Source organism: Bacteroides sp. An322 (assembly GCF_002161765.1).
Lineage (GTDB): Bacteria > Bacteroidota > Bacteroidia > Bacteroidales > Bacteroidaceae > Phocaeicola > Phocaeicola merdavium.
Genome location: NZ_NFIN01000003.1, coordinates 19,770 through 39,010, shown reverse-complemented (window position 1 = coordinate 39,010; position 19,241 = coordinate 19,770). Strand labels below are relative to the sequence as shown.

14 protein-coding genes and 1 pseudogene are annotated in these 19,241 nt (G+C 44.3%); 2 read left to right on the top strand and 13 right to left on the bottom strand.

The window, feature by feature from the left end:
* Nucleotides 1-9 precede the first annotated feature (9 nt).
* The 4 genes and pseudogenes from B5F91_RS02150 to B5F91_RS02135 all read right to left on the bottom strand — a co-directional run.
* The gene (locus B5F91_RS02150; RefSeq protein ID WP_087427472.1) at nucleotides 10-1,935 is read right to left on the bottom strand and encodes a DUF1735 domain-containing protein; all 1,926 of its coding nucleotides are present in this window, start codon (nucleotides 1,933-1,935) and stop codon (nucleotides 10-12) included.
* Nucleotides 1,936-1,971: 36 nt separating this feature from the next.
* Entirely contained in the window at nucleotides 1,972-3,174 is a 1,203-nt protein-coding gene (locus B5F91_RS02145; protein ID WP_087427471.1) for a DUF1735 and LamG domain-containing protein, read from the bottom strand.
* A gap of 10 nt (nucleotides 3,175-3,184) precedes the next feature.
* Nucleotides 3,185-4,207, bottom strand: coding sequence for a glycoside hydrolase family 18 (locus B5F91_RS02140; protein WP_087427470.1), 1,023 nt, complete (start codon nucleotides 4,205-4,207; stop codon nucleotides 3,185-3,187).
* A 27-nt stretch (nucleotides 4,208-4,234) separates the two neighbouring features.
* Nucleotides 4,235-4,768, bottom strand: a pseudogene (locus B5F91_RS02135) (SusD/RagB family nutrient-binding outer membrane lipoprotein); the annotation flags it as partial.
* 65 nt (nucleotides 4,769-4,833) lie between these two features.
* On the opposite strand from B5F91_RS02135, the gene B5F91_RS02130 reads away from it, so the two are divergent.
* Nucleotides 4,834-7,092, top strand: a complete 2,259-nt coding sequence (locus tag B5F91_RS02130) for a GH92 family glycosyl hydrolase (protein WP_087427642.1) — start codon at nucleotides 4,834-4,836, stop codon at nucleotides 7,090-7,092.
* Nucleotides 7,093-7,219: 127 nt separating this feature from the next.
* On the opposite strand, the gene B5F91_RS02125 is transcribed toward B5F91_RS02130, so the two are convergent.
* The 9 genes from B5F91_RS02125 to B5F91_RS02085 all read right to left on the bottom strand — a co-directional run bounded on the left by B5F91_RS02125 (nucleotide 7,220) and on the right by B5F91_RS02085 (nucleotide 17,741).
* Nucleotides 7,220-8,584 (bottom strand): glycoside hydrolase family 57 protein, encoded by a 1,365-nt coding sequence (locus B5F91_RS02125; protein WP_087427469.1) that lies wholly within the window; start codon nucleotides 8,582-8,584, stop codon nucleotides 7,220-7,222.
* A gap of 15 nt (nucleotides 8,585-8,599) precedes the next feature.
* Nucleotides 8,600-9,874: a glycosyltransferase family 4 protein gene (locus B5F91_RS02120; RefSeq protein ID WP_087427468.1), complete on the bottom strand. Its 1,275-nt coding sequence runs from the start codon at nucleotides 9,872-9,874 to the stop codon at nucleotides 8,600-8,602.
* Between the two features lie 15 nt (nucleotides 9,875-9,889).
* On the bottom strand, nucleotides 9,890-11,833 hold the full coding sequence (locus B5F91_RS02115) for a glycogen debranching enzyme N-terminal domain-containing protein (protein WP_087427467.1): 1,944 nt from the start codon (nucleotides 11,831-11,833) through the stop codon (nucleotides 9,890-9,892).
* Between the two features lie 269 nt (nucleotides 11,834-12,102).
* Nucleotides 12,103-13,377, bottom strand: coding sequence for a serine--tRNA ligase (serS, locus tag B5F91_RS02110; protein WP_087427466.1), 1,275 nt, complete (start codon nucleotides 13,375-13,377; stop codon nucleotides 12,103-12,105).
* Between the two features lie 64 nt (nucleotides 13,378-13,441).
* Nucleotides 13,442-14,248 carry a 3-deoxy-8-phosphooctulonate synthase gene (gene kdsA / locus B5F91_RS02105; RefSeq protein WP_087427465.1) on the bottom strand — a complete coding sequence of 269 codons (807 nt, stop codon included), beginning with the start codon at nucleotides 14,246-14,248 and terminating at the stop codon, nucleotides 13,442-13,444.
* Nucleotides 14,249-14,264: 16 nt separating this feature from the next.
* Nucleotides 14,265-15,197 (bottom strand): YegS/Rv2252/BmrU family lipid kinase, encoded by a 933-nt coding sequence (locus tag B5F91_RS02100; RefSeq protein WP_087427464.1) that lies wholly within the window; start codon nucleotides 15,195-15,197, stop codon nucleotides 14,265-14,267.
* 112 nt (nucleotides 15,198-15,309) lie between these two features.
* Nucleotides 15,310-16,224 carry a tRNA (adenosine(37)-N6)-dimethylallyltransferase MiaA gene (gene miaA / locus B5F91_RS02095; protein WP_087427463.1) on the bottom strand — a complete coding sequence of 305 codons (915 nt, stop codon included), beginning with the start codon at nucleotides 16,222-16,224 and terminating at the stop codon, nucleotides 15,310-15,312.
* A gap of 12 nt (nucleotides 16,225-16,236) precedes the next feature.
* Nucleotides 16,237-16,827 (bottom strand): Crp/Fnr family transcriptional regulator, encoded by a 591-nt coding sequence (locus B5F91_RS02090; protein WP_087427462.1) that lies wholly within the window; start codon nucleotides 16,825-16,827, stop codon nucleotides 16,237-16,239.
* Between the two features lie 29 nt (nucleotides 16,828-16,856).
* Nucleotides 16,857-17,741 (bottom strand): YitT family protein, encoded by an 885-nt coding sequence (locus tag B5F91_RS02085; RefSeq protein WP_087427461.1) that lies wholly within the window; start codon nucleotides 17,739-17,741, stop codon nucleotides 16,857-16,859.
* A gap of 332 nt (nucleotides 17,742-18,073) precedes the next feature.
* Here B5F91_RS02085 and bla point away from each other — a divergent pair, with 332 nt between their 5' ends.
* A complete protein-coding gene (gene bla / locus B5F91_RS02080; RefSeq protein ID WP_087427641.1) occupies nucleotides 18,074-19,021 on the top strand; it encodes a class A beta-lactamase, subclass A2 in 948 nt (315 codons plus the stop codon).
* Nucleotides 19,022-19,241 lie beyond the last annotated feature (220 nt).

Below are 19,241 nucleotides of genomic sequence, written 5' to 3'. Positions count from 1 at the left end.
AGAGAGTATTTAACGAGATAATGTATATGATCCTGCTGAATGTTCTTCTGTGTCATCCAACGGAGAAGTATATGTTCCGTCTTCGCCAATAGAGAATAGACTAATACCTAATTGATGATATCCACTAATCATACGTACAACACCACCCGGATTAGTTTCAAGTCTAAAGGTATAATCAGGCTCTGCTACCCAAGGTTGATAATTTCCTCCATACGTGGCAGCAGACATCGCATATTGCTGACCGTTCAATTCACCAATGGCACCATTGGTTACAGTAGCAGTACCGTATGTCGGATCATAAACCATTTCAAATGGAAGTTCTTCAGTTATTGCAGCCACGTCTTCCATATCGCTATCCCAACCATATACATTGTAGGTATTTTCACCTTTAGCTTCGATGCGGATAGTAAAGTTATGACCACCACCCCATTGCCACCATGGACCTGAATCAAATAAAGACGTATTAGAAGATACATTCCAAGTACCAATATACGATTCATAAGACGGAGTAGAGAACTGAACTGGAGTCATTTCGGTACGAGCATATACATTTCCTGTCCAATCTACAGTTTGTCCATTATACAGAACCTTAGCAACCTCATCAAAAGTTGGAGTGTAAAAACGATTCGATTTCAAGTTGTAGAATGCGAAATAGCCATAATTTTCTTTCACCGTATTCAAATATTCCTCATTTACCGGAACCATAATCGGATCGCCGCTATCTTCACCTACCAAAGTAATCGCATACGGAGCTTCCATTTCATTGTTAATGTCTTGGCTGTAATAATCACGGAAAGCACCATACGTACCATATACAGTATAGTCAATCAAATCTTCCAAATTATCGCCCACCGGATGGTCATCACTACGATACCAATAGATACCAAATGCACATTCGCTCTTCGGCAATACTTCACGACACACTTCCAACATACGGGTGTAGTTTGCACCTGTACATTCGTCTACCGAAGCTACAACACCCGAACCCGATTGAGCACTTCCTTTAAAGGAACCTTCAGCATAAGAAGAATATTCATCATCGAAATCAAAACCGTCAAATCCATAAATATCGGCATACATCTTCAGTTCTTGTGCGAAAGCTTTTGCACCTTCTTCACTCAAACTACGCATACCGGCATCATCATGATTACCCAAAATAGAAAGGTGAACCTTGATACCTTTTTCCTGCAACGGACGGATGATTTCATCTGCATGTTGCAATACAAAAGTCACTTGGTCATTGCAATAGATATAAGGCTTACCGTCTGCACTCAAGTTCATGTTAGCAGCAAATATGCTCACGATATCGAAGAACGGTTCACCACCCGATAAGGTGTATTCACCTGCGTTCAACGGATTTTCATTATTTACTTCAATGTAGCATAAATTCTTGATAGCTTTATTGTGTTGCGGGATGGTCACTTCAGCAACCTGATATACGTACATTGTATTGTTTTGCGAAACCGTCACGCCATCATTGGCTGTAGCCGTGATAGCAACCGCATCACCGTTTCCACCAGCCGGAATGTTGACAGCTACGTAATCTGACTTACGCTGTCCTGCCGGAATAGTTACCGTACCACCATTTTCCAAAGTCACGCCATTATAAGCGGTATAGCTTGTGCCATTTTTTTTGTTATACGATTGCAACGAGTCATTGTTTACCGTAAAGGTCACCTGCGTGTCGGTATCCGATGTTTTGCTTAATTCAAAATATACATAACCTGTAGCCGCCTCACCATTACGTACAGTCAAAGTTGTACCCATTCTTGCTCCGGCAGCCGAACGTACCGCACCAAATGCCTCACCAACGTTCTCCCAAGGATTCGGCGTATTGTTAGGCACTTCGATATCATCTTCACAGGCTGTAAAAGCCACTCCCGAACATACGAGAGCCATTGCCATGAAAGCTGATTTAAAAGTTATATGTTTCATAATTCATTCTAATTTTTAAGGTTGTTACTCCTTTTATTATTCTTCTGAAGGCAAGCTGACAGAAACCCATTTCAATCCTGCAACTTCAGCCACGCCATTATTGCCATATTGACTGTAGTCTTTAATCTCGTCAACACCATCGTTCAGTTTCCAATACATTAACAGATTTGGTTCATTTTCGGGTTCCAAAACTGCATAGAAATGATTCTCAGCATTGATTTCTTCTTGAGTCAACACTTTATCCCAAATGCGGACTTCCGACATTTCACCTTCAAACCAACGTGAAGCACTGTACGAGTGTCCTACCCAGAAACTGCGTGCCTTACCGTCGTTATCATTTGAATATTCCGGGCTCCAGTCTACTGCACCTTTTGTAACCCCGGTAAATGTATCTACTAAGTTACCGTTAAAGTAAACCTTAATTTCCTGCACATCGCTATCATAAGTAATGGCAACGTGTGTCCAAACATTCTCTTCTACCGCACGGCTTACAGCATAATTGCCTGCCGAAGTAGCAATTTGCAGGATATTAGAAGCCAATCCTGCATCACCAAAACGGAACAGGAAGTTGCCTTCAATACCCATCAATGTACTGATACCCGATTCGTGACCTTCACCGCTTAATGAATACGGATAAATCAACGCTTCACAAGTCAGTTTGGTCAAATTCTTAAACTTATCGGGAGTAGCCCATGCATTACCTGGACGAAGAGCGTTGTCATCCACATTTGCTACTACATTAATCAATGCACCTTTTTGGAATACATAGTAACGAGTATTCTGTGAACCCAACACGCCAATACTACAACTAGTCACTGTAACTGGCAACACGTAAGTTTTCGTGTCATCCATTGTGCTCAATCCCATGAAATTAATAGCAATCGGATCAGAGTTCAAACTTCCAGCTCTTATCACACCTTGTGTAGTAGCCAGTTCATAATTTTCACTCGGAACCATTTCTATCTCTTTCGTGCCGTCCGTATAAATATCTTTATACGTCTGAACCTTATTTGCGTCAGCAGCAATGGTAAACGTTACATCCGAATCTTGCGGTTTCGGAATAGAGAATGTAAATTCTTGCGTTTCGTCCTCAGCCGTAGCCATCATCAACACCACTGCGGGTGTTGTATCGGTCACAAACATCTGATTATCGAAATTCTCGATGTCATCCGAGCAGCCAGTAAATATACCACCAGCCACTGCCATCAAAGAAGCGAAATAAATATGTTTCAGTTTCATAAGTCAATCTTTATTTAGTTGGAGCTGGATTCAAAGTATTAATAGCCTCTTTCACGTATGTGTACAGACCACCAGTAGCATAGTAATCATTCTGCACATTGTAAATAGCAATGCCTGCACGAGTAAAGCCATCGGTTGCCGGATAACCTGCAGACACCCAATTAGCTACTTCACCCAATGCACGTGTGCTACCCCAATAACCATACGAAGTATCCGAAGAACTTTCAGGTGTAGTTGATACGGCAATCAGAATATTGTCAGTAGGCACACCTTCGGTCAATGCCTGTTGCACTGTAAGCATCAAACGATTGGTGTCTTCTACATCATCGATATCCAAAATAATGCAATCACACGAAGTCAAAATACTTTTATCAGTCAAGTTTTGCGGCTTGCCTTGCCAAGTCAAGATTTTATCGGCATTTGCATTTTTCCATGTACTTACCGCATTCAATACGATGTTTTGTTTAGCCTCGTATGCAGCAAGAGTGGTCTCCGTCATGAATGTCGGATCTTGCCCGACAAATTCTACAATCACACCGTCAAATGAAGCGGAACAAGCAAATAACGCATCCAATTGAGTCTGCAAATAAGCATTAAATTCAGATGTCATGGTAGATTGGTCACCACCATTGGCAAACTGCTGATCAACCCATGCCTGCTCAATATCAGGAACACTAACAGTGTAAACCACCTTTGTTCCTTTTCCACGCACTTCTTCCATATCGTTCAATTCAAACTCTGCTAACGATTCAGGATACATCATTGAAATGACATCCACGCTATCGGGTATACTCGTGATATGTTGCCCTGCGCTTTGAGGCACTTTTTCACTATTATCAAACCATGCATATACAATCTTATGGTCAGATGCTTTATATTCATTCAAGGCTTGTACGTAAGCCGCGTAAGATTCCGGGTAGGTTTCTTCCACCGTAGGTTGTACAATCTCCACGCTTTCCACATCCGTACAAGAAACCATCGCCAGGCTTCCCATAGCGAACAAGCCCAAAGCTGTTTTCAATTTATTTTTCATATCGCTTTGAATTTTAGGTTAATTGTTTTAATTGGCACTACCGGCATAGATGTTTTCTCTTCCCGGCTTCTTATCCCACCATACGTGAGTGGTGTAATTGTTGCCCGAACCTTGCGAAGATTCACTGTTCAATGTAACTACAGCAGCATCAGCGTTTACTTTATTGCTGACAAACTCATTGGTCGGATACGGGATACGGTTGGCACCTACGTTCGAGTTAACAGCTCCACCACTTTTGTTTCCACTTGCAGTAGCCGGCATCAAACGCGGATAACCTGTACGACGATGATCTGCCCAAGCTTCATTTCCAAGCATCCAGTTGGCAATCCATTTCTGTGTAATGATGCGTTCAAGTTTCACCTCAGTAGTAGCATTCTCATCCCATGCAATGGTAATAGTTGACAACGGAGTAGCAAAACTATTCGTTCCAGTCGGGTCATTGTATGCTGTCGGAGTTGAGGTGGAATTACTCATATATGTATCAGCGCCACTTACGCCCCATTGTTCGAATGACAAACGGATACCATCTTCATAATAACTTTGTGCTGTACCACCACCTATCTCTGTGCCTTTGTGTCTTTGTGTTCCATTATTATCCTATTTACTCACCCTTAAACCTGAAAGACATGAAACATCTGCTCACTTGCATAGCCAGCCTATTCCTGTTGACACCGCTGGCAGCACAAGAAGCCCCCGCCGACTACGTGAACCCGTTCATCGGCACTACCAACTTCGGCACTTGCAATCCCGGAGCCATTTGCCCCAACGGCATGATGTCGGTCGTACCATTCAATGTAATGGGTTCGCCCGACAATACCTACGACAAGGATGCGCGCTGGTGGTCTACCCCCTACGAATACACTAACAGTTTCTTCACCGGTTTTTCGCACGTCAACCTGAGCGGCGTGGGATGTCCCGAATTAGGCTCACTCCTGTTGATGCCTACTACAGGCAAATTAGATGTAGATTATCACAACTACGGAAGCAAATACGAGAAAGAGAACGCCACACCGGGTTATTACACCATCTCGCTCACCAAATATGGCATACAGGCTGAAGCTACCGCTACGCCACGCACCGGACTGACCCGTTTTACTTTCCCGAAAGGCGAAAGCCACATCCTGCTCAACTTAGGCGAAGGACTGACCAATGAGTCGGGTGCCTATATGCGACGAGTCAACGACCAAGAGATAGAAGGCATGAAGGTCTTGGGTACATTCTGTTACAATCCGCAGGCTGTATTCCCCATTTACTTCGTGATGCGCGTCAGCCAAACCCCGAAAGCTGCCGGCTATTGGAAAAAGCAACGCCCCATGCAAGGCGTGGAAGCCGAATGGGATCCCGACCAAGGCAAATACAAGCTCTATACCAAATACAATAAGGACATAGCCGGCGACGACATCGGTGCATGGTTCACTTTCGATACCGAAGCGGGTGAACAAATTGAAGTCGCCATGGGAGTTTCATTCGTCAGCATTGAGAATGCGCGCGAAAACTTGGAGAAAGAGCAACACGGACAACATTTCGACGCTATCCGCAACGAAGCCCGTACCCGCTGGAATGAAGACTTGGGACGCATCTTGGTAGAAGGCGGGACCAAAGACCAAAAGACCGTATTCTACACCGCACTCTATCATGCGTTGATTCATCCCAACTTGTTGCAAGACGTGAACGGCGAATATCCGCAAATGGAAGGAGACCAAATCCTTACCACAAAAGGAAACCGTTACACCGTATTCTCATTATGGGACACCTACCGCAACTTGCACCAGTTGATGACCTTAGTCTATCCAGAACGCCAAATGGACATGATAAACACTATGATCGATATGTACAAGGAACACGGCTGGCTGCCCAAATGGGAACTGTACAGACGTGAGACCTTGACCATGGAAGGCGACCCTGCCATTCCCGTTATTGTAGACACATGGATGAAAGGATTGCGCGACTTCGATATGGATGTGGCTTACGAAGCCATGCGCAAAGGAGCTGACACGCCGGGAAAAGACAACTTGCTCCGCCCCGACAACGACGATTACATTTCACTGGGCTATGTCCCCTTGCGCGAACAATTCGACAACTCCGTATCGCATGCATTGGAATATTACATTGCCGACTATTCGCTTTCCACCCTTGCCAAAGCGCTTGGCAAGAAAGACGACGCCAAGCTGTTCTACGACCGCTCAATGGGATACAAGCATTACTACTGCAAGGAGTTCGGCACTTTCCGTCCTATCCTGCCCGACGGCACCTTCTATTCGCCATTCGACCCCAAACAAGGGGCTAACTTCGAACCGAATCCCGGTTTCCACGAAGGATGTGCCTGGAACTATACGTTCTACGTACCTCACGATGTAATGGGGCTTGCCAAACTGATGGGCGGAAAGAAGAAGTTTGTCGACAAACTGCAAATGGTGTTCGACAACGGCCTGTACGACCCTGCCAACGAACCCGACATCGCCTATCCTTACCTGTTCAGTTACTTCAAGGGCGAAGAACACCGCACGCAGCTTTTGGTTAGAGACCTGCTTGCCAAATACTTCACCACGAAGCCCGACGGTCTGCCGGGCAATGAAGACACAGGCACGATGTCATCGTGGGCAATCTTCAGCATGATGGGCTTCTATCCCGACTGTCCGGGTGTACCCGAATATACGCTAACCACTCCCACATTCGACAAGATCACGATTAAGCTTGACCCGAAATACTACGGACGAGATAAGTTAGTCATCGAACGTGTGAACGAACAAGGTAATTCCGACTGGGGCTTCATCGACTACATCCGTATGGGAGACAAGAAATGCGGATACCGCATCAACCACAACGACTTGGTGAAAGCCGGTACACTAACCTTCAAAGTAAAGCCCGCTGTACCAACGAAGTGACAGCAGATAGGCAAACAATGAAGACTACCCTATCTATTCATTGAAGAAACAAAAAATACGAGGCTATTTCAATATGAATATCAACTTCATTTTTGAAATAGCCTCGTACAACGTCTAATACAGAAAATTATTCTTTTTCCTTCTTAGTTGTCGTTTTCTTAGTTGTTGTAGTTTTCTTTGCAGCCGGTTTCTTTGCTTCTGCCTTCTTCAATTCGGCTTGAAGCTTAGCAACTTCCTCATTCAGTTGAACAAGCTCTTCACCTTGATTCTTGATAGTAGTAAGCAGAGAGCCTAATTCTTCGTTATCCATATCTACAGGATACAATGCATTGACACGTGCCAAGAAATCACCTAAGATGTTCATATAATTCGTAAATGCATCGTAAGGCGAATCATAAATGCCGCGGTTCAGACCTACACCTGTATCTTTGGTAGTCATAAAACGGAAATTATTACTTGCTTGCAAATAATACCAGTCTTGCTTGATACGACGGTCATCACAAAGATGTACACGTTCTGCTACACTATACAATTTATTGAATGCTTCACGTTGCATCACATTACCCAACCACGGGCTGATGTCTCTTTCTTCATCTGACCATGACATCGGATAAGGTACATCCATCATGTCAACTGATTTCAACTTAGTCACAATTTCAGTCGGAGTAGAGAATGTAATGCCTTTCTGTTTTGCACATCCCGGTAATGCCTTCAAGAATTCAAGGATATTGGATGAAAGCGGCTGGGCAACACCCAAAGCAGAAAGTTCCATGAAAATATTGATGACTTGTTCGTTTTCGGGCAGCGATGCAATCCAATCAATATAGGTATCGGCAAACAACGGGTATTCGCTCCATTCTGAATTAGAGAAACGCAAACTGATATCGTCCGAAAGTTTGAAGTCGCGCATCAAGAGCTTCAGATTCGGATTCTCGGTGCAGTGGTAGAGGTAATGCGGGCTCTTCCATCCCAAAACGTGCTTAGCACCTTCTATCAATTGTCCCTTGAAGCCCATGCTGGCAACGATGCCTCCAATTTCATTGTCGTAAATCAAGCTGGAGTTGCGGAATACCTTCGGGTCTTGGCCAAAGTAATCCTTGATTTTCTTGCGCATCACTTCTACTTCTTCGCGGAAGCACTCTTCATTTGCCAATGCGGACAAGCCATGAGAATAGGGTTCGCAAATAAATTCGCAGCAACCTGTAGCATTCAGTTCTTGCAAGAGTTCGATAACGGCAGGCGCATGAATTTCCAATTGCTCGAGTGCTACTCCTGAAATAGACAAAGCAACCTTGAAAGCTCCTTCGTTATTTTTAGCCATTTCAATCAGGGTGGTCAATGCCGGAATGTAAGAACGTTCGGCAACATCGTTGATACCCTGCTCATTGGCATAATCATCATAATAATAATGGTCTGTACCGATTTCAAAAAAACGATAACGTTTTAAATGTATAATCTGGTGTATCTCAAAGTAAAGACAGATTGTTTTCATATCGATTTTGTATAATTATAGTTGTCCACAATTTTTTAAAGTCTGTTCGTATAAGCCACGGATTTTCACGCCTACTTTTTCCCATACAATACCGTCCACTTCCTTCTTTCCTTCATCGCGGAGGTATTCGTATAATGCCGGATAAGTACAGATGGCATGGATAGCATCTGCCATAGCATGGATATCCCAATAATCGGTTTTAATACATTTGCTTAAGATTTCCGCACAACCCGATTGTTTCGAGATAATCGTAGGCACGCTGCACTGCATTGCTTCCAGCGGAGAAATACCGAACGGTTCGGAAACCGAAGGCATGATGTAAACATCACTGGCTTTCAGCACCTCGTACACTTGTTTTCCTCTCATGAAGCCGGGGAAGTGGAAACGGTCGGCAATGCCTCTTTCTGCAGCCAGACGAATCATGGCATCCATCATATCGCCGCTACCAGCCATTACAAAACGTACATGATGCGCACGTTTCAGAACCATAGCCGCTGCTTCAACAAAGTACTCAGGACCTTTTTGCATGGTGATACGTCCTAAGAAAGTAACGATTTTCTCTTTCGGATTCTTATGAGGCACAATATCCTGAATTTCCTGCGACAACGGAGATACCGCATTATGTACGGTAAATACCTTACGCGGGTCTTGGTAGTATTTGTTGATAACCGTCTGGCGTGTCAATTCACTTACACACATGATGCAATCTGCATGATCCATACCGTTCTTTTCAATCGAATATACAGTCGGATTTACATTACCACGGCTACGGTCGAAATCGGTTGCATGCACGTGGATAACCAATGGTTTGCCCGAAACTTGTTTTGCATGGATGCCTGCAGGATAAGTCAGCCAGTCGTGTGAATGGATAATGTCGAAATCCTGTTGGCGTGCAACAACTCCTGCCACAATCGAATAATTGTTGATTTCCTCATGCAGGTTATCCGGATAACGTCCTGAAAATTCCATACAGCCCAAGTCATTGGTGTGCATATAATTGAAATCAGCATAGATGTGGTCACGCAAATCATAATAAAGTTGCGGGTCCATATAATTGCCCACACGATTCTTTACATAATCCCATTGTACATCACGCCATACGATAGGCACACTGTTCATACCGATGATTTTCAAGAAGCTTTGGTCTTCGTCTCCCCATGGCTTAGGGATGCAGAACGTAATCTGCATGTCCTCTTGTTGTGCCAATCCTTTGGTAAGTCCGTAACTGGCTGTACCTAAACCTCCCAAGATATGGGGAGGAAATTCCCATCCAAACATTAAAACTTTCATAGTATTTCCTCCCTTTTACTGATTATCATATTTTTCTAACAGATTTAAAGTTCTCAATATTTGTGCCACATTCATAGCAAACGAAATGGCTCCTCTGCCTCTAAACGGCGGGTTTCCATCGAATAATTCAGGAATAGAACCTACGCAATGGAGTGATAATTCATCTTCGAAACTAATCATCTGGCGTTCTACGAAGGAAATAGCACTACGCTTGTAGATGCGCAAATAAGCTTCCAAATAGAATCCTTCCAGCCACGGCCAGGCAGTACCTTGATGATAAGCATAATCACGTTGAACCTGAGGACCTACATAATTCGGATTATATCCACCGCTCTTCGGACTTAACGAACGTAAACCTTTCGGGGTAAGCAATTCTTTGGTTACAATATCAACGACACCTTTCTTTTGCTTTGCATTCAACGGAGAATAATCAAAAGCTGCTGCAAATATCATATTCGGGCGCACGCTCCAATCCATCATGTCTCCATCTACGTAATCAAGCAGATAACCGTATTCGTTCAAGAATGTATCAACAAATGCCTTACTAGCCTTTTCTGCCAATTGGGTCAGGGTTCCTGCAAATTCAGTATCGCCTCCTTCACCCAACAATTCTCCGACAAACATCAATGCGTTATACCACAAGGTATTAAATTCAACAATGTATCCTGTACGTGGAGTAACCGGACGTCCATTTGAAGTGGCATTCATCCACGTAATGGCTTTATCTCTACCTTGAGCATATACCAATCCATTGTCACAAACTTTCAAGTTCGGATGTTTCCCTTCAGACAGATAAGCCATGATGTCTTTCAGCAATGTTCCATATTTGCTTCGTGCCGCATCACGTGACACCATTTTCGCATATTGCTGGATAGTCCATACAGCCCATAGCAACACATCCGGATGTTCCATTTCATAGACTTTCAACGTAGCAGGCTCCCCTTTCATGAATTCATAGATAGCCTTGGATGCCGTATTCATCACCATTTCAAACTTATCAACCTCATTAACGGCAAGCATCAATCCCGGCAATGAAATAAACATATCACGCGCACGGCATTTAAACCACGGATAACCAGCCAAGACGTACGATTCATCGCCTTGCTTGTTCAAGAACTGATGAGCGGCATTAATCAAGCAGTGCTTGAAATTGTCACGTGGAGTACGGCGGTCTGCCTCTTCCGAGAAGAGCTGATCCAGATTTGCCGTTTCAATTTCAGAAATACCTCCAGAGAACACAACCGGCTGGTCTTTGGTGATTTCTATTTCGAAATAGCCCGGTACGTACAAATCTTCATTGAAATCGTATCCACGTTCTTGTTCTTTCGGATACTCAATGCCTCTGTACCAATCCGGCTGGAAATGGAATTCATTCGGACAATTGGTCTGCATGAACAGTTCGGGATATCCCGGATACATACAAGTCTTGATTCCGTTTTTCACAACATCATAATGACGGCTTGCCTGTGCGTTTTCATGAGTGTACTGACGTACGCTACGGAAAGCTAAATACGGACGCAAGCGGAGTGTGGTTCTGGAATGAGCTTCCAGCAAAGTATAACGAATCAAAATCCGGTTCTCGTGGTGAACGAACAGTTTTTCTTTCTTCAATACCACTCCTCCTACACGATAAATAGTCGTAGGCACTTTCTCGCATTCAAATTCACGGATGTATTTATGTCCGCGGGGACTAAAATTATCTCCATGATATTTATGGAGTCCCAAATTAAACTCTGCTCCATGCTGGATTACCGTTTCATCGAGCGAAGATAGCAACACATGGTTCTCATCATCCAATTCCGGAACCGGAATGACTAAAAGACCATGGTATTTGCGAGTGTTACAGTCTACTATCGTAGAGCAATGATACGCACCAGAACGATTCGTCCGGAGAATTTCACGAGTCAGCGATTCTTCCAGATTCGTCATCAGCGTTTTGTCAAATCGTAAATAACTCATAGCTGTTATATTAAGGTTATTAATTCTCTAAAATATGTTATTTCATTAGCACCTCAAAATTAATAATTAAATAAACAACACAAAATGAAATTGCTCTTTTTTTTTTATTTTCATATAAAAAAAGACATTTATGCCCGTTTGAGGGCATCGTTTTTACAAAATCATCACAATTTTAATCGTTCTCCTAATCTAAAACGAATAAAAAGACCGCCCGGCATCTCTTTGCTTCAAGTTGCAGGACGGTCTTTTTCTCCTTATTATATATATCCTTATTTTATCATATCGAAACCGCAATACGGAACCAACGCTTTCGGAATGCGGATGCCTTCAGGTGTTTGGTTGTTTTCAAGCAATGCTGCTACGATGCGGGGCAAAGCCAGTGCCGAACCGTTTAATGTATGGCAAAGTTCGGTTTTCTTATTTGCTGTACGATAACGGCATTTCAAGCGGTTGGCTTGGTAAGTGTCAAAATTAGATACCGAGCTTACTTCCAACCAGCGTTTTTGTGCTTCCGAATACACTTCAAAATCATAACAGATAGCAGCGGTAAAACTGATATCACCTCCACACAAACGGAGAATGCGGTACGGAAGTTCCAGTTTCTTCAACAGGCCTTCTACATGATCCAACATTTCCTGATGAGATTGGCGTGAATGTTCAGGAGTATCAATGCGCACGATTTCCACTTTCGAGAATTCATGCAAACGGTTCAAGCCGCGCACGTCTTTCCCATACGAACCGGCTTCCCGGCGGAAACATTCGGTATAAGCACAATTCTTGATAGGCAATTGCTTCTCATCAAGAATCACATCACGATAGATATTTGTAACAGGCACTTCGGCGGTCGGAATCAGGTAAAGGTCGTCCAAATTGCAATGATACATCTGTCCTTCCTTATCAGGCAACTGTCCTGTACCGTATCCCGAAGCAGCGTTCACTACCGTAGGAGGCATGATTTCCTCATAACCGGCTGCACGGGCTTCATCAAGGAAGAAATTGATTAATGCACGTTGTAAACGGGCACCTTGTCCGCGATAAACCGGAAAACCGGCACCGGTAATCTTCACACCCAAGTCGAAATCAATCAGGTTGTATTTCTTAGCCAGTTCCCAATGAGGCAGGGCATCTTTGGGAAGTTCAGTCTCCATACCTCCCATTTTTACTACAAGGTTATCTTCGGCACTGACACCTTCTGGAACTTCCTCGTATGGCACATTCGGAATGGTGTACAGCAAGTTCTGCAAATCTTCAGCCGCTTGGTCCATTTCAGCCTGAAGCCCTTTGCAAGCTTCCTTGATTTCTGCCACACGAGCCTTGGCTGCTTCTGCCTCTTCCTTCTTGCCCTCTTTCATTAACTGACCGATTGTTTTCGAAGTGGCATTGACTTCTGCCAAGTTAGTATCTAATTGCCCTTGTGCTGTGCGGCGTTTGTTGTTCAATTCAATTACTTTCGCAATTGTTTCTTTCGCATTGGCGAAATGCTTTTTCTCCAGTCCACGGATTACCTTGTCGGTATCCTCTGTAATTTGTTTGATTGTAAGCATATCTTTCTTTATTTAAATTTCGTGCTGCAAAGATATTCTTTTATTGAAACATAAACAATGAATCTTACAAGATACTTTGGCGGATACGCACCAGTTTTTCCAGCAAATTTTCCAACAAGTCAAGTTTCAGCATATTGGCGCCATCGCTTTTTGCCTCTGCCGGATTCTCGTGCGTTTCCATAAACAAGCCGTCTACTCCTACGGCAACACCAGCCTTAGCTATGGTTTCAATTAACTGCGGCATTCCTCCGGTCACTCCAGAAGCCTGATTGGGCTGTTGCAAAGAATGGGTCACATCAAGGATTACCGGATGACCGAATGATTGCATCTCTGGTATGCCCCGGTAATCGACTATCAAGTCATGATAACCGAAAGTCACTCCTCGTTCGGTAAGCATCACCTGGCTATTCCCTGCTTCTACCACTTTATCTGCCGCAAAACGCATAGCCGCCGGAGAAAGGAATTGCCCTTTCTTGATATTGACGATTTTCCCAGTCCGTGCGGCTGCTACCAATAAATCGGTCTGACGGCATAAGAAAGCCGGAATTTGCAACACATCGACATACGCCGCAGCCATATCCGCTTCAGCCGCAGCATGAATATCGGTCACGACCGGCACGCCAAACGTCTTGCGCACTTTTTCCAACACCTTCAAAGCCTTCTCATCCCCGATTCCCGTAAACGAATCCAGCCGAGAACGGTTTGCCTTCCGGTACGAACCTTTAAATACATAAGGTATATGCAAACGGTCGGTTATTTTCACTACACGCTCTGCAATACGCAATGCCATGTCTTCGCCTTCTATCACACACGGTCCAGCCAACAAGAAAAAATTGTCCGAACGGGTCAGGTCTTCTATTGTCTGTATCATAATTTCTTGAATTATACTATCTTGGTATTATCAATGTCAACGCTTCGGGAGCAATGGTCACCTCTATAGGGAAATGGCGGTCGAACCAAATACGTCCGTCCAGGCTTATCTCGGCATTTTGTGCCCGCAAGATTTTGACCATACGGGTGCGGTAAGGCTTAACGGTCTTATGGTTCAACAAACGTCCTTGTTGCATCATCCACAAACCTTGAATCAACTGGCGAAGTTCCGGACGGTAAATCAAGGAAACATCAAGCCAGCCGTTATAAGGCACCGCACTGGGGGTAAGCCCGTATCCGCGCGCACTTCCGATAGCTACCGCCATCAGGCGTCCCCGGATATGTTCATCGTTCACTTTTAAGTGCATCCGGTATAATTTCCGTTCGAATGCCACCAAGAAAAGTGAAGACAAGTAAGAGAAAAGAGGGATACCCCAAAAACGCTTGGTTTCGTTTGTGATAATCACGATACGGGCACCCAAGCCAATGTAAACGGCATTTAAGAAATACCGTTTTACGTGAGCTTTCCCGTCGAAATAACCGAACACGCCTACATCCACTTTCCGCAGGCGGCGGTTGATGAGTACATCCACCGCTCCTTTATAATCATCGGAATCCAGTCCCCAATATTTGGCAAAGTCGTTTCCGATGCCATTCGGAATAATCCCCAAGGCTATGTCTTGCTTATTCTCGGCATCCGAAAACATAATGCCGTTTACGGCATCATTCAAAGCCCCGTCTCCTCCTACCACTACGATGGTCCGATAGCCATTATTCGCCATGGTGCGCGACAAGCGTTCCACCGAACCGAAACCTTCCGATTGCACATAGTCGAACTGGACTTCACGGCTTTCCATGTAGTCCCGGATTTCTTTCCAACGCTTTTGTGCCTTCCGGCTTCCGGCTTTCGGATTGTATATCACACCCCAGCGGGTAGGTTCTATTGCCATAAGCTTTTCCGTTTTTTATGGGAACACAGAGACACCGAGGCACAGAGTTTTTCTATTTAAAATTAAGAATTAAAAGATTTTCCCTTTGTGTCTTTGTGTCTCTGTGTTCAATTTAACAATTTATCCATTCCATTATTCTCTCTATTTTTTCTTCCATGGGCAAGGTCGCGTCAATCCAATGAATGGTAAATCCGCGTCTTTCCATGCCTCTGAACCAGGTCATCTGCCTTTTGGCAAATTGATGGATGGCTATTTCCAGTTGGCGGAACATTTCTTCGTAGCTCAGTTCTCCTATTATATATAAGGTAAGGAATTTATATTCCAAACCGTAATAAATCAGGTCTTCGGGCGCAATGCCTTCCTCTATCAGCTTGCGCACTTCGTCCACCATGCCCTCGTCCAAACGTTGCTTTAACCGGCGCGATATTTTCTCACGTCTCAATTCCCGGTCGATGTCCACCCCGATAATCAAGCTTTGGATTTCAGGGAAATCCCTTGCGTCAACGGGTTGGGTGCGATAATATTCCTCAATTTCAATGGCGCGTATCGCACGTTTTGCCGTGTCCACATCCGTAGAATTATGCAACGTCTTATAGGAAGCCAATATTCCGGTCAACTCTGCCAAAGACTTTCCTGCAAGCTTTTCGCGCAATTCAGGATTCTCCGGCACGGGAAGCAGCTTGTATCCTTTCAAGACCGATTCCAGATACATGCCCGTTCCTCCGCAAAGTATGGGAATCATGCCTCGCCCTCGGATGTCTTCGTATGCCCGAAGGAAATCGTGCTGGAACTCGAATACGTTGTATTTGGTTCCCGGTTCCGCGATGTCAATCAGGTGATAGGGAATCTGCTCGCCACGAACTGTATAGTCCGCTAAGTCCTTTCCTGTACCCAAATCCATGCGGCGGTACACCTGACGGCTATCCCCGCTGATGATTTCCGTATGCAAACGGTATGCCAGTTCCGCGGCTAAGGGAGTCTTTCCCGATGCGGTCGGTCCCAATATGGTAATCAAGTCGTAAGCCATTCGAGTCTCCCTTTAATTGGTCAGGCTTGCCGCACGTACACGGCTCAATGTCTCCGGCGTCATCTGGAGCAAGGAGGCGATGTACACCAGCGGAGCGCGTTTCAATATCTCCGGATGCATCTGAAGCAACTTATTGTACCGCTCGTGGGCTGGTTCGAAGCGCAATGTATCGGCTTTGATTTGCGACTCGATTAAAGAATCTTCCAAAATCTTACGGTACAACACGCCGATAACGCTATGCTCTACGGCAAGCTTGTCTATCTGTTCCTTATCAATTTCCCAAATCACGCTTGGCTCCAATGCCTCTATCATCAGGCGGGTAGGTTCTTGGCGGAAATAACTTTCCAGACAAATCACCACACCTTTTTCGTATGAAATGTGCTCAGTCATGTCTTTTTCGTACTTGAAATAATACTGGCGGAGCATACCTTTCTCTACATAGCGCATGCATTTGCACACTTCGCCTTCATTCAATATCATTTCACCCTTCTTATATTTCTTGCAAATCAAAATATCAGCAAGGGCATGCGTGCTTTCCTTATCTGCCTGCAAGTGATAATCACTTACCATTTGTCTCGCGATGTCAATGCTTGTTGTTGTCATATATTGATTTTAACACGTTCTTATTCTGTTTATTTCACTTTTATCCGGTCGAACCCTTCGCCGAATACGCCGATAACCGCGCTTTGCGATACGAACGCATGGGGGTCGATGTCTTTTATCAGGCGGAAAATCGTGTTCGACTCGCGCTTCTTTGCCAGTACAAACATCATTTTCACTCCTTTGTTCGTATAGCATCCCACGCCATCGATGAAGGTCACGCCCCGGTGCAAGTCTTTATTAATATGGTGTCCGATTTCCTCGTACTTACTTGAAATGATGAAGAACTGCACCGATTGGCGTGCGCTGTTCACCACTTGGTCGATAACGAAACTGGTAATGAACAACACTACATAACCGTAGACAACCCGTTCCCAATCGTGAAGCACCAGGTAACTGGACGAAATGATAATCACATCACACATCAGGATGACCCGCCCCAGCGATATGTCGCGGTATTTGTTTACGATAGCTGCAATGATATCGGTACCTCCCGTACTTCCGTTTGCCGAAAAGGCAAGCCCGATGCCTCCGCCGCAAAACGAAGCGCCTAAAACACATGCCATGAAAGGCTGGTCGTGTATCAGTCCGTCACCGGCTATCCGTTGGATTACTTCCAAAAATATAGTTAACACCGCTACCGCCCAAATGGTTTTCACGCAGAACTTGAGTCCTAAAATCTTTAAAGCCAATAGCAACAACATACCGTTAATCCCCAAATATGTGTATTGCACCGGGAACCCTGTCGCCCAATAGATAATAGAGGCGATACCCGGAACGGCTCCCGAAGGAAGGTCATTCGGTAATAAAAACACCGTCCACCCAATTCCGTACATCATCATGCCTAAAGCGATAAACACATAATCCTTAGCTTCCCTCCATACGGATTGAGTTCTTAAATTCATAATCCGATTCATTTTCCGTTTTTAGTTTATTTCTAATTTTCGAATTACAAAAGTAGGAAAAATCGGTGAAATAAACGAATAAATTCGGGAAGGTAAATAAGAAAACTTGTAAAAAACCATGCAATGTTTTACGTTTCTGTATCTAAACTTATATGAAGCAGGCTTCGACGGCTCACGAAGCAGGCTTCATCGGGCAACGCATACGGCTTCATCGGGCAATGCAGCCGTATGCATATTTGTCAGCATCCGGCTGACAAAATGGCATGACACAAAATTTCATGCCATCACTACCTTACGATTCGAAAAAATTAGATATTTTTGTATCCTTGACAAGCAAAAAGCCTATGAAAACTTATCTGACTATCCTCCTATCCATTTTTTTCACTTTCTCTGCAAAAGCCTATCCGGCTTTGCGCGAGCAGATACAGCACATTATCGGGAATGCAGAAGCCGAAATCGGCGTAGCCGTTATCATCAACGGGAAAGATACGCTTACGTTTAATAATGAAGCGCATTATCCGCTTATGAGTGTGATGAAATACCACCAGGCATTAGCCGTAGCGCATTATCTAGACCAACGAGACCTTCCGCTTTCTACCCACATACGAATAGAAAAACAAGACTTGCGCCCCGATACGTACAGCCCTCTGCGCGATAAATATCCGAACGGTGGCATCAGTCTTTCAATAGGCGAACTGCTCACCTATACCCTCCAGCTAAGCGACAACAATGCATGTGATATCTTGTTTGAATACATCGGAGGAACCGCATCAGCCAATCAGTACCTTCAAACATTAGGCATCGAAGGCTTCTCGATTTCCGCAACCGAAAATGATATGCATCAGAATCCTGAAAGATGCTACGAGAATTGGAGCACTCCCCTTTCCGCAGCCCGGTTCATGGATAGTCTCATTGCCGGGACATTGCCCATAGATACGGCATACACCCACTTTATTCAAGAAACCCTTCTCTCCTGCCAGACCGGAAAGACACGCCTTCCCTCCCCTCTGCAAGGAACAGATGCCCGCATCGGACACAAGACCGGCACCTCCGACCAGAATGAGAAAGGCGAATGGATTGGCATAAACGATGTAGGTTTCATCTTGCTTCCCGACGGGAAAAGATATACCGTAGCCGTGCTGGTAAAGCATTCCAAACTCAGTTATGAAGAAACCGAAAGAATCATAGCTGACATCTCAACGCTCATTTATCAGGCATATCTTACCACAAATCAATTTTATCCGGTTATAAATAAAAACATACGATTGAGAAACGAAAACCTTAAAAGATAAGCCATCCGCAATGACAAGAAGGACTAAATAGTTAATATAATTAAAAAATGCGATATATAAAGGTTACGTTCGATTTCTTTTTTCCTTAATTTCGCACCCGAAAACAAGAATATAGCAAACATAAAATGAAAGTACATATCGTACATTACAAGAATAAAATTCACGATTTTCACGCATGGGGTGCAGCGGCTTTGATTTAGCCGTTGACATCTTTCCTATT

Excerpts from the sequence above, each read along its gene's own strand:
- B5F91_RS02150 (WP_087427472.1), bottom strand. The coding sequence starts at position 1,935 with ATGAAACATATAACTTTTAAATCAGCTTTCATGGCAATGGCTCTCGTA.
- B5F91_RS02145 (WP_087427471.1), bottom strand. The coding sequence starts at position 3,174 with ATGAAACTGAAACATATTTATTTCGCTTCTTTGATGGCAGTGGCTGGT.
- B5F91_RS02140 (WP_087427470.1), bottom strand. The coding sequence starts at position 4,207 with ATGAAAAATAAATTGAAAACAGCTTTGGGCTTGTTCGCTATGGGAAGC.
- B5F91_RS02130 (WP_087427642.1), top strand. The coding sequence starts at position 4,834 with ATGAAACATCTGCTCACTTGCATAGCCAGCCTATTCCTGTTGACACCG.
- B5F91_RS02125 (WP_087427469.1), bottom strand. The coding sequence starts at position 8,584 with ATGAAAACAATCTGTCTTTACTTTGAGATACACCAGATTATACATTTA.
- B5F91_RS02120 (WP_087427468.1), bottom strand. The coding sequence starts at position 9,874 with ATGAAAGTTTTAATGTTTGGATGGGAATTTCCTCCCCATATCTTGGGA.
- B5F91_RS02115 (WP_087427467.1), bottom strand. The coding sequence starts at position 11,833 with ATGAGTTATTTACGATTTGACAAAACGCTGATGACGAATCTGGAAGAA.
- serS (WP_087427466.1), bottom strand. The coding sequence starts at position 13,377 with ATGCTTACAATCAAACAAATTACAGAGGATACCGACAAGGTAATCCGT.
- kdsA (WP_087427465.1), bottom strand. The coding sequence starts at position 14,248 with ATGATACAGACAATAGAAGACCTGACCCGTTCGGACAATTTTTTCTTG.
- B5F91_RS02100 (WP_087427464.1), bottom strand. The coding sequence starts at position 15,197 with ATGGCAATAGAACCTACCCGCTGGGGTGTGATATACAATCCGAAAGCC.
- miaA (WP_087427463.1), bottom strand. The coding sequence starts at position 16,224 with ATGGCTTACGACTTGATTACCATATTGGGACCGACCGCATCGGGAAAG.
- B5F91_RS02090 (WP_087427462.1), bottom strand. The coding sequence starts at position 16,827 with ATGACAACAACAAGCATTGACATCGCGAGACAAATGGTAAGTGATTAT.
- B5F91_RS02085 (WP_087427461.1), bottom strand. The coding sequence starts at position 17,741 with ATGAATCGGATTATGAATTTAAGAACTCAATCCGTATGGAGGGAAGCT.
- bla (WP_087427641.1), top strand. The coding sequence starts at position 18,074 with ATGAAAACTTATCTGACTATCCTCCTATCCATTTTTTTCACTTTCTCT.